Annotated in this window: 15 protein-coding genes; 8 read left to right on the forward strand and 7 right to left on the reverse strand. The window is 57.6% G+C overall.

All coding sequences use genetic code 11. The features are described from left to right. Window positions 1-6 precede the first annotated feature (6 nt). The gene (locus tag AKL27_RS19925; RefSeq protein WP_050464613.1) at window positions 7-579 is read right to left on the reverse strand and encodes a PilN domain-containing protein; all 573 of its coding nucleotides are present in this window, start codon (window positions 577-579) and stop codon (window positions 7-9) included. Next, on the reverse strand, window positions 576-1,643 hold the full coding sequence (gene pilM, locus AKL27_RS19930) for a type IV pilus assembly protein PilM (protein WP_050464614.1): 1,068 nt from the start codon (window positions 1,641-1,643) through the stop codon (window positions 576-578). The genes AKL27_RS19925 and pilM overlap by 4 nt, the downstream gene beginning before the upstream one ends. Before the next feature lie 300 nt (window positions 1,644-1,943). Here pilM and AKL27_RS19935 point away from each other — a divergent pair, with 300 nt between their 5' ends. After that, the gene (locus AKL27_RS19935) at window positions 1,944-4,310 is read left to right on the forward strand and encodes a penicillin-binding protein 1A (protein WP_232311045.1); all 2,367 of its coding nucleotides are present in this window, start codon (window positions 1,944-1,946) and stop codon (window positions 4,308-4,310) included. A gap of 88 nt (window positions 4,311-4,398) precedes the next feature. Here the strand turns inward: AKL27_RS19935 and queC are convergent, their stop codons facing one another. From queC to AKL27_RS19950, 3 genes are all read right to left on the reverse strand, one after another. Next, on the reverse strand, window positions 4,399-5,118 hold the full coding sequence (gene queC, locus AKL27_RS19940) for a 7-cyano-7-deazaguanine synthase QueC (protein ID WP_050464657.1): 720 nt from the start codon (window positions 5,116-5,118) through the stop codon (window positions 4,399-4,401). Window positions 5,119-5,132: 14 nt separating this feature from the next. Beyond that, on the reverse strand, window positions 5,133-5,897 hold the full coding sequence (locus tag AKL27_RS19945; protein WP_050464615.1) for a DUF3108 domain-containing protein: 765 nt from the start codon (window positions 5,895-5,897) through the stop codon (window positions 5,133-5,135). Window positions 5,898-6,026: 129 nt separating this feature from the next. Beyond that, complete coding sequence (locus AKL27_RS19950; protein WP_050464616.1) at window positions 6,027-7,139, reverse strand: DUF3108 domain-containing protein; 1,113 nt, start codon at window positions 7,137-7,139, stop codon at window positions 6,027-6,029. A 99-nt stretch (window positions 7,140-7,238) separates the two neighbouring features. On the opposite strand from AKL27_RS19950, the gene AKL27_RS19955 reads away from it, so the two are divergent. From AKL27_RS19955 to rfaE2, 4 genes are all read left to right on the forward strand, one after another. Further along, complete coding sequence (locus AKL27_RS19955; protein ID WP_050464617.1) at window positions 7,239-8,528, forward strand: branched-chain amino acid ABC transporter substrate-binding protein; 1,290 nt, start codon at window positions 7,239-7,241, stop codon at window positions 8,526-8,528. Window positions 8,529-8,584: 56 nt separating this feature from the next. Then, window positions 8,585-9,349, forward strand: coding sequence for a PhaM family polyhydroxyalkanoate granule multifunctional regulatory protein (locus AKL27_RS19960; RefSeq protein WP_050464618.1), 765 nt, complete (start codon window positions 8,585-8,587; stop codon window positions 9,347-9,349). Between the two features lie 140 nt (window positions 9,350-9,489). After that, window positions 9,490-10,344, forward strand: a complete 855-nt coding sequence (locus AKL27_RS19965) for a diiron oxygenase (RefSeq protein ID WP_050464619.1) — start codon at window positions 9,490-9,492, stop codon at window positions 10,342-10,344. A gap of 55 nt (window positions 10,345-10,399) precedes the next feature. Next, complete coding sequence (gene rfaE2 / locus AKL27_RS19970; protein WP_050464620.1) at window positions 10,400-10,873, forward strand: D-glycero-beta-D-manno-heptose 1-phosphate adenylyltransferase; 474 nt, start codon at window positions 10,400-10,402, stop codon at window positions 10,871-10,873. Window positions 10,874-10,951: 78 nt separating this feature from the next. On the opposite strand, the gene AKL27_RS19975 is transcribed toward rfaE2, so the two are convergent. Then, window positions 10,952-11,428: a copper chaperone PCu(A)C gene (locus AKL27_RS19975; RefSeq protein ID WP_050464621.1), complete on the reverse strand. Its 477-nt coding sequence runs from the start codon at window positions 11,426-11,428 to the stop codon at window positions 10,952-10,954. A gap of 34 nt (window positions 11,429-11,462) precedes the next feature. After that, window positions 11,463-11,831 (reverse strand): hypothetical protein, encoded by a 369-nt coding sequence (locus AKL27_RS19980; protein ID WP_050464622.1) that lies wholly within the window; start codon window positions 11,829-11,831, stop codon window positions 11,463-11,465. Between the two features lie 278 nt (window positions 11,832-12,109). On the opposite strand from AKL27_RS19980, the gene AKL27_RS19985 reads away from it, so the two are divergent. From AKL27_RS19985 to AKL27_RS19995, 3 genes are all read left to right on the forward strand, one after another. After that, the gene (locus tag AKL27_RS19985) at window positions 12,110-13,078 is read left to right on the forward strand and encodes an ABC transporter substrate-binding protein (protein ID WP_157057021.1); all 969 of its coding nucleotides are present in this window, start codon (window positions 12,110-12,112) and stop codon (window positions 13,076-13,078) included. Window positions 13,079-13,135: 57 nt separating this feature from the next. Then, entirely contained in the window at window positions 13,136-14,110 is a 975-nt protein-coding gene (locus AKL27_RS19990) for an ABC transporter substrate-binding protein (RefSeq protein WP_050464624.1), read from the forward strand. 126 nt (window positions 14,111-14,236) lie between these two features. Next, window positions 14,237-15,133, forward strand: coding sequence for an ABC transporter permease (locus tag AKL27_RS19995; RefSeq protein WP_050464625.1), 897 nt, complete (start codon window positions 14,237-14,239; stop codon window positions 15,131-15,133). The last annotated feature ends 1 nt before the right edge of the window (window position 15,134 follow it).

Here is a 15,134-nt window from a genome sequence, read left to right on the forward strand (position 1 = left end):
TCTTTGTCATGGTGCGTTGGGCGGAGCGGCGCTGAACTTTCTGGCATTGACCGCGAGCGTAAAGTCATAGCCCGGTTTGCCGCCATCGGTTGTGCTGGCGCGCAGTTCGATCAATTCCGGCTGTTCCAGCCAGCGCGCCTGAGCACCCAGATTGCGCATGAATTCGGACACCCGTTCGCCGCTTGGCGCGCGCCCTCGCAACGTAACGCGTTGCTGCGTCTGTTTCAGATTGCGCAGTTGTACGTCGTCCGGTGTCAGGCGCGCCAGTTCTTCCAGCAGATAGACCGGGGCATTCTGTTCCCATTGCAGATTTTCGACGGTTTGCTGACGCGCCTGCAGCGTGGCAATCTGCACCCGGATGTCGGAAATTTGCGCGATTTCCATATTCAGTTTTTCGACTTCGGTCTGGATCATTTGATTGAGCGCGCGTTTGGCGGCGATCTGTTGCGCGATGACGGCACCGATCAGCAGAATCGTCAGGACGCCGGCCATCGCGCACAGCGTCAGCATCATGTAGAACTGTTGCTGGCGTTGCCGGCGTTTGCGTTCGCGATGCGGCAGCAGATTGATTTTGATCAATGGTCGAATCTCCTCATGGCGAGGCCGCAGGCGATCAGGTACGACGCTGCGTTGCGTTGCAGTTGCGCCGCCGGGATATGGTTGGCCAGTTGCATGTCGTGAAACGGGTTGACCAGCATGGTGGGAATCCGGGTATGCGCTTGTACTGCGGCCGCCAGTCCCGGTGTCAGTGCGCCGCCGCCGGACAGCAGCAAGCGGTCGGCCTGATTGCACTGGGCTGAGCTGTGCAGCAATTGCATGGCGCGCGCAATTTCCAGCACGGTGCTGTCGAGATAGGGTTGCAACACCCGCGCCTGATAATCTGCGGGCAGGTCGGCGGCGATCTTCCGGCTCTCCGCAATATCTTGCGGGAAATCGTAGGTGCGCATGATGGCTTGGGTCAGTTGCAGGCTGCCGAAATTATGTTCGCGCTCATACAGCACTTCGGTACCGCTCAGCAGCGACAGATGGCTGTACTGTGAGCGAATCTGCAATAACGCCGTCGTTGCCGGCGGCTGGAGAGCGTCTTGCCGGCGCATCAGCGCGGCCTGGGCGGCGAAGGTATCGATATCGGCTACACGCGGTTTGAGGCCAATGGCTTCGATAATGGCGACGCGATCATCGATTTTTTCGGCGCGGGCGACTGCCAGCAAGACATCGATTTCATCGTCGCCATGCGGGCCGATGATATCGAAGTCGAGCCGGATTTCGTTGATGGGAAATGGCAGATACTGGGCCGCCGCCGCCTCTACCTGCATCGCCAGTTGCGCCTCCGGCAAACCGGCTGGCAGTCGCAATTTTTTGGTGATGACCGATGGCGACGGAATCCCGATGGCGACATGACGTGCATGAGAGCGGCTTTTTTTCCAGAGACGCCGTACGGCGTCGGCGACCTGATCCAGGTGTTCGATATTGCCGTCGACGATGGCGCCGCGCGCCAATGGCTCGGTGGCGTAACGCTCAAGCCGGAATTGTTGCGGCGAGCGCGAGGTCAGTTCGACCAGTTTGACGGAACTGGTGCCGATATCCAGTCCGATCAGCGCCGGATGCCTGCGATTGAAGAGGGAGGTCAAATCAAGGGCCAAGACAATTTCTCCTGAATACGGTGCAAGGTAGTGCCTGACGAAATTGGATGGGTATGCTGCAGCCGGTCTTGGGAGAGAGGTATTGAAAAGTTGTTATATTTGCAATCAATCCTAGCAATGTTTGTTGCTCTGTGTAAACAGTGTGGCCCGAAAGTTATTTCTCCTATTTGCAACACATCGTTCGAAACTTATGGCCGGCAACGCTTTCTGAGCAGGCAGAGGGGGGGCTGAAATGGAGCCCGTCCCGGTGCAAGCCGCTATAATGCGGTGATTGTTATTTTGAATTCCCTCTCCCAGCGCATGTCTTCCCCCGAAACTGTCAGCAACAAATCCGAAAAACCAACACCGAAACGCCTGCATCCGGCGCTGCGTGTCTTGCTAGCCTGTATCGGGGTAGTGGTGGCGATGGTCTTGATGGGCGTGCTGGTGCTCGGCTTTGTGGTGACGCTGGCTTATCCCAAGCTGCCGGATCTCGATTCGCTGACCGATTACCGGCCCAAGATCCCGCTGCGGGTGTTTTCGGCCGATGGGGTGCTGATTGGTGAGTTCGGCGAAGAGCGCCGCAATCTGGTGCACATCAAGGATATTCCTGACTTGATGAAGAAGGCCGTGCTGGCGATTGAGGATGACCGTTTCTACGAACATGGCGGCGTCGATTATCAAGGCATCATCCGCGCCACGTTTTCCAATCTCTCTGGCGGCGGTGGCGGTGCCAGTACGATTACCCAGCAGGTCGCCCGCAATTTCTTCCTGACCAGCAATGAGCCGACCTTCCTGCAAAAAGCGTCCCGCAAATTCTTGTATGAAATTCCGCTGGCCTGGAAAATCGAAAGCAACCTGACCAAGGATCAGATTCTTGAGGTGTACATGAACCAGATTTATCTGGGACAGCGCGCCTATGGTTTCGCTTCGGCCGCCCAGATTTATTTCGGCAAGCAACTCAAGGAGCTGACGATTGCCGAAGCCGCGATGCTGGCCGGTTTGCCGAAAGCGCCGTCGGCCTACAATCCGGTGGTCAATCCGAAGCGCGCCAATGCGCGTCAGCAATACATCCTGTTGCGCATGCGTCAGCTCGGTTACATCACTGACCAGCAATATCTGCAAGCCAAGGATGAGCAGCTCAAGATCAAGACCGACAGCACCGCGTTCGGCGTGCATGCCGAGTATGTATCCGAAATGGCGCGGCAGCTGGTGTATGCGCAGTTCAAGGAAGATACCTATAACCGTGGCCTGAATGTGTTCACTACGATTACCAAGGCGGATCAGGACGCTGCTTACCTGGCTTTGCGCCGGGGCATCATTGATTACGAACGACGTCACGGTTATCGCGGTCCGGAAGGCTACATGGAAATCCCGACCACTTCCAAGGAAGAGGCCGACGATGCAATCGAAACCGAGTTGGCGGATCATCCGGACAGCGATGATCTGGTAGCCGCCGTGGTGCTGGAAGCAGCGCCGAAAGAAATCGTGGCAGTGCTGGCCACCGGTGACGAAATCCGGATTTCCGGCAGCGGCCTCGGGTTTGCCACCAATTTGCTCAGCGAAAAAGCGCCGCCGCAAAAACGCATCAAGCGCGGCGCCATCATCCGCGTTTTCCAGGATGGCAAGAACTGGATGATCACGCAAATGCCGGAAGTCGAATCGGCGTTCGTTTCGGTCAATCCTGAAGACGGTGCAATCCGGGCGCTGGTGGGCGGTTTCGATTTCAATCGCAACAAGTTCAATCACGTCACGCAAGCATGGCGTCAGCCGGGCTCATCATTCAAGCCGTTCATTTATTCGTCGTCGCTGGAAAAGGGTTTGTCGCCGGCGACCATCATCAATGATGCACCGCTGACGTTCACCCAAACCGGCGGCCAGGTCTGGCAACCGAAGAATTACGGCGGCAAGTTCGAGGGGCCGATCTCGATGCGCCGCGCCTTGCAGAAATCGATCAATCTGGTGTCGATCCGGATTCTGGAACGGGTCGGCGTCAAGTATGCGCAAGAGTACATTACGCGTTTCGGTTTCGATGCCGACAAGAATCCGCCGTACCTGACGCTGGCGCTTGGTGCCGGTGCCGTGACGCCGTTGCAGATGGTGGGAGCGTATTCGGTATTTGCCAACGGCGGCTTCAAAACCAATCCTTATCTGATCTCGAAGATCACTGACAACAACGGCAATATCTTGTCGCAGGCGCAGCCTGACAAGGCCGGTGATGAAGCCAACCGCGTCATCGATCCGCGCAACGCGTTTGTCATGGACAGCATGCTGCGTGACGTCGTCAAGCACGGTACGGCGGTCAAGGCGATGGCGCTCAAGCGGACCGATCTGGCCGGCAAGACGGGTACCACCAATGATTCTCTGGACGCCTGGTTCGCCGGTTATCAACCGAAGCTGGTGGCGATTGCCTGGATGGGCTACGACCAGCCGAAGAGTCTCGGCGATCGTGAAACCGGTGGCGGTCTGGCATTGCCGATCTGGATCAGTTACATGCAGAAAGCCTTGAAAGATGCGCCGATGGTGGACCGTACCGTGCCGGCCGGTTTGCTGGAAGTGAATGGCGAATACTACTACTCGGAATATCCGCCAAGCGCCAGCGTGCATGATCTTGGCATGGGAGATCGCGGCGGTCAGACGCCGGAAGAAGAAAAGGCCAAGAATCAGGTCAAGAACGAATTGTTCTGACCGGGTACTGATTGCTTCTCCGGCAAGGCATAAAAAAACGGCAGATCATTCTGCCGTTTTTTTTCGCCCGTCGTTTGCCGCGTTGGCGTCAGGCCCGGGCCACAAATTGCCGGTAGCCACGGGCGCGCAAATCACAGGCGGGACAGGTGCCGCAGCCATAACCCCAGTCATGCAAGGCGCCGCGTTCACCGAGATAGCAGGTGTGGGTGTCGGCGCGGATCAGGTCGACCAGCGCCTGACCGCCAATCTCCTGCGCCAGCCGCCAGGTGGCTGCCTTATCGATCCACATCAGCGGCGTTTCAACTTTCAGGCGCGTGGCCATGCCCAGATTGAGGGCGACCTGCAAGGCTTTCATCGTGTCGTCGCGGCAATCCGGATAGCCCGAAAAATCGGTTTCGCACATGCCGCCTACCAGTACGTCCAGACCACGACGATACGCCACCGTGGCAGCGACCGTCATGAACAACAGATTGCGGCCGGGCACGAAGGTATTGGGCAAGCCGTTGTCTTGCATGGTGATGGCGACGTCGCTGGTCAGCGCGGTATCCGAGATGGCGCTGATCAGCGACAGGTCGATCATGTGATCTTCGCCGAGACGGGTATCCCAGTCAGCGGAAAAGCCGCGCATTTGCTGCAGCAGGGAAGGTCGTACCTGCAATTCGATGGCATGCCGCTGACCATAGTCGAAACCGATGGTTTCCACCTTGTTGTAGTGTTGCAATGCCCAGGCCAGGCAGGTGGTGGAATCCTGGCCGCCGCTGAACAGGACCAGGGCGCCGTGCGGCAGGGTTGGCGTAGGAGAAGACATGGAAACTTTCTGCATCAGGATTTTTTCTTGGTAACGGCGTCCAGCGTTTGTTCAATGAAGTCGCCGTCGGGATCGGTAAAGCGCAGGCGGACCGGATACCAGTCTTGTCCCGGTGCCAGCCAGATATCGAGTTTTTGGCCCTGATCATCCGGCGGTGGTGCGCGGAAAATGTGCACCGTATTGAGCTCACCCAGTTTGGTTTTGATTTTTTCGCGGTTGACGACCTTGAATGTCCACTGTTCTGCATCGCGCGGACCGGCGACGAAGAACTGCCATTCGGAACCGTTCTTGAATTGCGCGGCATTGGCGCGCGCCACCGAGATCAACTGCCAGGTGATGCTGGTGCGATCCTGTTCACCGCCCAGCAAGGGATAGTTTTGCTCCGATTGCGAAAAGCCGATGGTTTTGGCATCGCGATTGAAGGTGGTGGTGCTGGCTTCACGGCGCAAACGCTTTTCCACGAAACTGTTCGGTGCCAGACCAAAACTGTCGATGCCGCCTTCGCTGCTCGAATCCAGAATTTTCCCGAGCAACATGGCGCGGGTTTCCGCGACTACGCTGTAGCTGTTGCCGTTATTGTTCCATTTGACCAGTGCTTCGCCCTTGAGCGACAGGCCGCTTTGCTTGGCTTCGATGGAATAATTCAGTTCGGCCGATGGCGGCGGACTGGTCTTGCGTTTGACGGCCGGATGTTCATCGGCGGCGAAGGCCTGGCTGCTGGCGACAACAATCATTGCGGTGCATGCCAGGCGGGCGAATACGGAGGGAAACAGGGTCATGGTGGTCCCATCAAAAACGGCGGTTCAGGGCGCCGGAAACGGCTGCCGGGAAGCTTGCATGGCACGCCGGCCAATGCAGCAAAGGTTCTAGTTTACAGGACTTACGCAAATCTGCCCGGGATGGGACGCTCAGGTGCCGGGCGGCAGGCTTTTCAACTTGCTCAGCGACATTTCCAGAAAGTCGCCGTTGGTTTCGCTGAAACGCAGGCGCAACGGATACCACTGCTGTTGCGGCGCGAACCAGATATCAAGCTGCTGTTCATACGAGCCGGGGCGCGGGACCCGCACCACATGCCAGGCGCGTGCAGGACCGGCCGGGACGCGGATATCTTCCTCGCCGATGACTTGCATGCGCCACACCTCGCCGTCGCGCGGACCGGCGACAAACAGATCGATGGTAGCCCCCGGCGCAAATTTCCCGGGATCGCCACGGCCGATGGCAACCAGTTGCCAGACGACGCTGGCGCGGTCTTGTTCGCCGCCGACACTGGGGTAGGTATTGGTGGAGGCGGAAAAGCTGATCTGTTTGCGGTCACGGTGGAAATGCGTGTTGGTGGCGGATTTGCGGATCCGCTGCTCGGTATACAACTCTGGCGCGACGCCGAATTCATTGATGTCGCCGCTGCTCGAAAAGCGCAGGAAGGTAAAAAAGAAATCTTCTGCTTTGCCCTCGATGGTGTAGCGGCTGCCATCACTTTTCCAGGTAATGGTGCCGCTGCCATGCACTGCCATATTGTTGTACGTGGCCTGGACGTCGTATTCCAGTGAGGCCGGGGGCGGCGGATCGACGGTGTAGTGCGTGCCGCCGGGTGCTTCGGGTGTGTCCGCTTTGGGCGGCGTGTCGGCGGCGCTGGTGTCGGCCTTGTCTGCCGGTGTATTTTCTGCGCTGTCGGCGCTTTCTTCGGTAGCAGCAGTTGCTTTGTCATCGGTGGTGACCGCGCTGGTGGTGGTCGCGATGGCCAGTGTGTCGCTGGCGACCGGCGCTGGCGCTGGCGGTTGTGGCTTGGGCTTGGGTTTGCGTTTGACTGCCGGCTTGGCCACCGGCAATGATACCGGTTGGGTAGGCGCCGGCGGCGTGCGCAGGCTGACGCTGATAGTGTTTTCCTGCAGCGCGGCCGGCGCCGGCACCCGGATATGGCGGCCGCCCCAGTTGATGACGAGCAGATGCAGCAGCACGGTCACTGCAATCAGTGCCGTGATGCGCCACAGTCGTGGTCGTCGGTCAGAGGGGGCTGTGGTCATGGCGTCAGTGTAAACGTATCGGCCCGCCACGGCGATTGCCAGAACACATTTCAAACATCGTACAATGCGTTTTTTTCAACGCTGGCCTCACTTTCGCCGATGACAATTTTCCCTACCCTCAAGCGGCTGCCGGCCGTTGCCTTGCTTCTGACTGCTGCCACGGCGATGGCGGCAGCACCGGCCGGTGCGCCAATCCGTATCGGCATGATCGACGGTATGTCAGGCGCATTTGCCAACGCCGGTGAGGCGGTACAACGCAATATTCAATTCTCCATCGATCTGATCAATGCCAAGGGCGGCGTCAAATTGCCGGATGGCATGCACCCGCTGCAACTGACGGTATTTGATAACAAGTTGGGCGTGGAAGACTCGCTGGTGCAGTTCCGGCAACTGACCGACCAGCGCATTCCGTTCATGATCGAAGGCAACAGCTCGGCGGTGGCAGCGGCGCTGATCGATGCCGTCAACAAGCATAATCAGCGCGAACCGCAACAACGCGTGCTGTTTCTCAACTATTCCGCCGTCGACCCGGCGCTGACCAATGAGAAATGCAGTTTCTGGCATTTCCGTTTTGATGCCAATGCCGACATGCGCATGCAGGCATTGACCGAAGTGATCAAGGGCGATACCAACGCCAAGCGGGTTTATCTGATCGGGCAGGATTACAGTTTCGGCCGTCAGGTGGCCAAGGCGGCGCGCGAGCAATTGGCGCAAAAACGTCCGGATATCGTGATTGCCGGCGAAGAGTTGCATCCGATCGGCAAGATCAAGGATTTTGCGCCTTACATTGCCAAGATCCGCAGCAGCGGTGCCGACACCGTGGTGACCGGCAACTGGGGCAACGATCTCACGTTGCTGGTGAAGGCCGCCCGTGATGCCGGTTTCAAAGCCAAGTTCTATACCTTTTATGCCAACGGCCTGGGCGCGCCGGCCGCAATTGGCGATGCCGGTGTCGGCACCGTGCGCGCGGTAGCGGAATGGCACCCGAATGCCGGTGCCGGCATGCGCGACTCCCCGAGTGATGCTTTTTATCAGGCGTTTCGCAAGCGTTATCCGCTGGCCAAGGATGATTATGTACACATGCGCATGCACGTCATGATCGATATGCTGGCCAAAGCCATCGAAACCGCCAAAAGCACTGACGCGATTGCAGTTGCACGGGCGCTGGAAGGAGCGCATTATCGGAATGCTTTCCATGAGGCCACCATGCGTGCTGCCGATCACCAGCTGATCCAGCCGTTGTATGTGTCGGTGATGCAAAAACTGGACGGCGGCGGCATACGTTTCGATAACGAAGGCAGCGGTTATGGCTTCAAGACCGAGCGTTACGTGCCGGCCGCGCAGACCGCCTTGCCGACGACCTGCAAGATGCAACGCGTGGAGCGCTGAACGAAATTTACCGTGCAAGTTGTCACGCAAATTCTTGATGCAGATTGGAGATATTCATGTTGAACCAAAACAATATGCCGGGTGCAGGTTCTGTTGCCGAGACACTGGAATTCATGAAAAAAATGTGGGGCGGCATGGGCGCGCCGGCGATGGGAATTCCCTCGTTGTCGGTCGATGAAATCAACAAGAAAATTGCGGACCTGAAAACCGTGGCTTCCTGGCTTGAGCTGAACATGAGCATGTTGCGCGCCACGATACAGACCATGGAAGTGCAGAGCGCGACGCTCTCGACCTTGCAGGCGATGGGCGCAATCCTGACGCCGCAGCCGGGCGCAGCCGAACCTGCTGCCGCACCGTCGTTCGGTTTCCCGGCCTGGCCGCCGCAAACGGCCAAGACTTCCGCAGCGCCGGCCGGCGCCGCGCAGAAAGAACCTGAACCGGAAATCGAAGAAGAGGATGAGGATTTTCCGATGCCTCCGGAAACTCCGGCGGCGCAGCCAGAGGCGGGCAATCATGCCGGCGCTGCCGAAAGTAGTGCGGCAGGGATGCCGCCGATTCCGGATTTCCAGGCGGCAATGGGCAATCCGAATGCCTGGTGGAATTTGCTGCAGGACCAGTTCAAGCAAGCGGTCGGCAATGCACTGGCCGACCATCATGCCAGCCAGCCCGAGGTCAAACCGAAAGCGCCGGCCAAGGCCAGGGCAAGCGCTGGCGCGAAGGCAAAACCGAAGGCCGCCGCCTCGCCAAAAGCACGCGCCAAATCGACTGCTGTACAATCGGGGAATCCCAAGCCAGCATCGCGCAAGCCCAGGCCCTCCTGAACGGCGTAAAACTACAACACTTCCAGGCGAATCGCGGGGAATTTGTCGTTTGTCATCATGATGAAATCTGCCCGCTTTAGTATGAGGCGGGGAAAAAACTTGGTAGAATCAACAACTTAACTCAACTAGGCAAGGTCAGAATGCTGTACCCAGAACTGTTTAAATCGCTTGAACAAGTCCGTTGGAACATGGAAAAAGATATTCCTTGGGACAAGTTCGATCCATCCATGCTCTCCGACGAGCAGGCACAAACGATTCGGATGAATGCCATTACCGAATGGTCGGCCTTGCCCGCAACCGAGATGTTCTTGCGTGATAACCGCGGCGATAGTGACTTTTCTGCATTCATGTCGGTCTGGTTCTTTGAAGAGCAAAAGCATTCGCTGGTCCTGATGGAATATCTGCGCCGCTTCAAGCCGGAGTTCGTGCCGACCGAAGCCGAGTTGCACAATGTGCGCTTCGAGTTCGACCCGGCGCCGCCGCTGGAAACGCTGATGATGCACTTCTGCGGCGAAATTCGCCTCAATCACTGGTATCGGTGTGCCTCCGACTGGCATACCGAGCCAGTCATCAAGCAGATCTACAAGATCATCAGTCAGGATGAAGCACGTCATGGCGGCGCGTATCTGCGCTACATGAAAAAGGCACTCAACGAAGTCGGCGATACTGCCCGTGCAGCATTTGCCAAGATCGGCGTGCTGATGGCGTCGGCCCGTCGTACCGAGAAGCCGCTGCATCCGACCAATCTGCACGTCAATCAGGCATTGTTCCCGAACGACACGGTGCAAAGTCGCCTGCCTGATCCGGAATGGCTGGAGCAATGGCTCGATACCCAGATCAAGTTCGACGGCGAGTGGGAAAAGAAAGTCGTTGACCGTATTCTGCACAACATGTCGCTGCTGTTCGAGCGTACCTTTGAAACGGTGCAGGAATTGAATCGTTATCGCAAGGAAGTGGTGGCGCGTATCGCGGCGACACAACCTGCAGCAGCCTGAGTCCGGCTGGTGTTCAACAAAAGCCGCATTTGCGGCTTTTTTTCATGGGTCTTGCATGATTGATTTCGAAAAGAAAATTTGTTCCCGCGCCACGTTGCAGGAACGCGTGGCGGCATTGCCGCAGCCGGTGGTGCTGACCAATGGCGTGTTCGATATTTTGCATCGCGGTCACGTGACGTATCTGGCGCAGGCGCGCGCCCAAGGCGCATCGCTGGTGGTGGCGGCCAATACCGATGCGTCCGTGCGGCGTCTGGGCAAGGGCGACGACCGGCCGATCAATACCTGTGAAGATCGCATGGCCGTGTTGGCCGCACTGGAGTCGGTATCGCTGGTGGTGCCGTTTGATGAAGACACGGCACTGGAAGTGGTGCAGGAAGCGCAACCGCAGATTTACGTCAAGGGCGGTGATTACGACATGACGGCGATTCCCGAAGGACAGGCCGTGGCGGCGTATGGCGGACAGGCGATTGCGATTGCATTCGAGCATGACCGTTCCACCACCAAGTTGCTGGCCAAGGTCAGGAAGTAATCGCGATCGGTATGCAAGGAATGCGCAGGCAATAAAAAAGCGGACACGCCGCTTTTTTATTGCCTGCGAAACTTGCGCTCAATGATGCATGTGTTCGTCGGTCTTGCCGGCGGTCTTGTCTTCCACATTGACGGTGACATCCACCTTGCCTGCCTTTTCAAAGGTCAGCGTCATTGGCACCTTGTCGCCGGCTTTCAATTGCTGGGTCAGGCCGATCATCATGATGTGATAGCCGTTGCCCGGCTGCATCGCGATTTTTTCTGCCGGCTTGATTTCAATGCTGCCGACTTCCCGCATTTTCATGACATTGCCATCCATCGACATGGTGTGGATTTCTGTCGACCTAGCGGCTGGCGAGGCGACCCCGATCAGTTTGTCGGCGCTTTTGCCCTTGTTTTCAATGCTCAGGTAAGCACCACCCGATGGCTGGCCGGGTACGGTAGCGCGTGCATAAGGGTGGCCGATCAACAGATCGCCGAGTTTGTATTCATGAGCGCTGGCGGCAGCGCTCAGCAGCAGGGCGGCGCTGAGGCCGAGAATGTGACGGAGAGACATAAGAATCCTTTGAATTGCTTTGCGTTAAACGGTATCAGGCGGTGTGACAGGCATGCAGCATCAGCGCGGGCGGTGCGCGCGCCTGAGCGTCCGCGCGTTGTACGCTTGATGCAGCATACTCCTGGTTGGCCGTCGGGCTGATCCTGACCGTCAGGTCCGGGATCAGTAATTGCTGGTGACTGGGTAGGCCCGGCAGCGGCTGGTTGCCGGCGTGGCAATACTGGCAATGACTTGCCGACAGGGAATAAGGGCCATGTCCGCCGGCCGGGGGGGGGGCACTGGTGCTGCAAATAGCCATGGCTGCCACGTCAGTACCAGCTTGCGCAGCCGGCGGCAAGACCATGTTGGCAAAAATGCCGAACAGGGCGAGGCGGGCAAAGAATAGGCGGAGTGTGAGTGACATGGCGGCTGGATTATAGCAATTGCACCCGGCGTGATGAAAAAAGCCGCGGCGGTGAAATATCTCAGTTGGCAGCGATCACGGCCCGTTAAGCGTTATTGGTCAAATAACGCTGAAGATAATGAGTTTTGAATGATATAAGCAGATAAATGACGGTTTCGGGCCGGCTGGCGGCGACCGCGGGAATATATCTATCAAATTGATTGTTGGCAGGCCGTAGGCTAGACTTGTCGTCTTTTGCTGGCATCCACAAAATTTAGAGGGAGACTTTCATGTTCGATATGAAAAAATTGTCGTTGCGGACCATGGTGAGCGTGTTGTCGCTGGCGGCTGTTTGTGCTGCGCCGGCCATGGCTGCCGACAAATCAGTTGCGGTTACCGCCATCGTCGAACATCCGGCACTGGATGCGATCCGGGACGGCGTCAAGGATGAACTCAAGGCTGAAGGTTTCGAGGCCGGCAAGAATCTCAAGTGGGAATATCAAAGCGCGCAGGGCAATACGGGCACAGCCGCGCAGATCGCCCGCAAGTTCGTTGGCGACAAGCCGGATGTGATCGTGGCCATTGCCACACCGTCGGCACAGGCACTGGTGGCATCCACCAAAACTATTCCTGTCGTGTATTCCGGCGTTACCGATCCGATCGCAGCGCAACTGGTCAAGGACTGGAAAGCATCGGGCGGCAACGTGACCGGTGTCTCCGATCTGCTGGAACTGGAAAAGCAGGTTGACCTGATTAAGCGCATCATCCCTGGCGTCAAGCGCGTCGGCATGGTGTACAACCCGGGTGAAGCCAATTCTGCCGTGGTGGTCAAGAGCCTCAAGGAATTGCTGTCGAAGTCGGGTATCTCGCTGGTGGAAGCCGCAGCACCGCGCACGGTGGACGTTGGCTCCGCAGCCAAGAGTCTGATCGGCAAGGTCGACGTGATCTATACCAATACTGATAACAATGTGGTGTCGGCTTATGAGTCGCTGGTCAAGGTCGGCAACGATGCCAAGATTCCGCTGATCGCTTCCGATACCGACAGCGTCAAGCGCGGCGCGATTGCTGCTCTGGGTGTCAATTACTACGATCTGGGTCGTCAGACCGGCAAGGTGGTGGCGCGTATCCTCAAGGGCGAAAAGCCTGGTGATATCGCTTCGGCCACCAGCAGCAAGCTGGAACTGTTCGTCAATACGACAGCCGCACAAAAGCAAGGCGTGACGTTGTCGGCTGACCTGATCAAATCGGCAAAAACAGTCATCAAATAATTTTTCATTCACATGCAGGCGCCCGCACCGAGGCGCCGATACCTTTCGGGAGAGACAATGTTTACATTAAGCAAATCCTTGCGCGCCGTTGCTGGTGCGCTGGCACTGGCAACCATCTGCGCGGCACCGGTGCTGGCCGCCGACAAGACGGTTCTGGTGACTTCGATCGTCGAACATCCGGCATTGGATGCGGTGCGTGACGGTACCAAGGATGAATTGAAGGCTGAGGGTTTCGAAGCCGGCAAGAACCTGAAATGGGAATTCCAGAGCGCGCAAGGCAATGCCGGTACGGCCGGACAAATTGCCCGCAAATTCGTGGGTGACAATCCGGACGTGATCGTGGCTATCGCCACGCCGTCGGCGCAGCCACTGGTTGCCGCGACCAAGACCATTCCTATCGTGTATTCCGCGATTGCCGATCCGATTGCCGCGCAACTGGTGAAAGACTGGGCGCCGTCAGGCACCAACGTCACCGGTCTGTCGCACATGCTGGATCCGAGCAAGCAAGTTGAAATCCTCAAGAAAGTGGTGCCGGGTGTCAAGCGCGTCGGTATCGTTTACAATCCGGGCGAAGCCAATTCCGTGTCGGCATTGAACAGCATCAAGGCCGTACTGGAAAAACAGGGCATCAAGCTGGTGGAAGCTGCGGCACCACGCTCGGTCGATGTGTCGCCTGCTGCCAAGAGTCTGATCGGCAAGGTTGATGCAATCTACAGCACCACTGATAACAACGTGGTGTCGACCTATGAAGCCTTGGTAAAGGTGTGCAATGATGCGAAAATTCCGCTGATTGCTTCCGATACCGACAGCGTCAAGCGCGGTGCGATTGCGGCGTTGGGCGTCAACTTCTATGACCTGGGACGTCAGACCGGTAAAGTCGTGGCGCGTATTCTGCGCGGTGAAAAGCCGGGCGATATCCCATCGTCGACCAGCAAGAATCTGGAATTGTTCGTCAATACTGCCGCTGCGCAAAAACAGGGTGTCACCCTGTCGCCTGAATTCGTAAAATCGGCGACCAAGGTGTTCAACTGATTTCAGTGCCGCAGTATTGAAACAGGGGCTGGCGTGTTATCAGCGCGCCAGTCCGTGATTTTCAAAAGACATTCGGCATCGGCGTATCGCGCTGATGCCGAATGTGTTTTTTAAGAAAGACCGAATATGTCGTTGTATACGCTATGGGGGGCCTTGGAAATCGGTTTGATTTTCAGCCTGGTGGCCCTCGGAGTGCTGATTTCATTCCGCATCCTTACCTTCCCCGATTTGACCGTCGATGGCAGCTTCCCGTTGGGTGGCGCAGTTGCCGCGACCATGATTGCGGCCGGCTATGATCCGTTTCTGTCTACCGGTGTGGCGATTCTGGCGGGCGCGCTGGCGGGTTTCATCACTGCATGGCTGAACGTGCGCCTGAAGATCATGGACTTGCTGTCCAGTATTCTGGTGATGATTGCGCTGTACTCGATCAATTTGCGCGTCATGGGCAAGCCCAATGTGCCGCTGATCAACGAGCCGACCATTTTCAGCATGTTGCAGCCGACCTGGATTCCTGATTACGTCGAACGGCCGCTGGTGTTGCTGGTGGTGGTGATCGCCGCCAAGCTGTTGCTGGACTGGTTCTTTTCTTCCGAAGTCGGTCTGGCCATGCGTGCGACCGGCGCCAATGCGCGTATGGCGCGGGCGCAAGGAATTGCCACCGGCACCGCGACGCTGGCCGGCATGGCGCTGGCCAATGCGCTGGTGGCTCTGGGCGGCGCCTTGTTTGCGCAGACGCAGGGCGGTGCAGATATTTCCATGGGTATCGGTACCATCGTCATCGGTCTGGCAGCGGTGATCATTGGCGAGAGCATTCTGCCGGCGCGGCGTCTGGTATGGACGACGCTGGCGGTGATTCTGGGCGCGATTTTGTATCGTTTCTTCATTGCGCTGGCACTCAACAGCGACTTCATCGGATTGCAAGCGCAGGATTTGAATCTGGTGACTGCGGTATTGGTGATGCTGGCGCTGGTGCTGCCGATGGGCAAGCGCAAGTTGCAAATGCGCAGAAACGGAGGGAATTGAG

The organism is Herbaspirillum autotrophicum (genome assembly GCF_001189915.1).
Classification (GTDB): Bacteria; Pseudomonadota; Gammaproteobacteria; order Burkholderiales; family Burkholderiaceae_D; genus Herbaspirillum; species Herbaspirillum autotrophicum.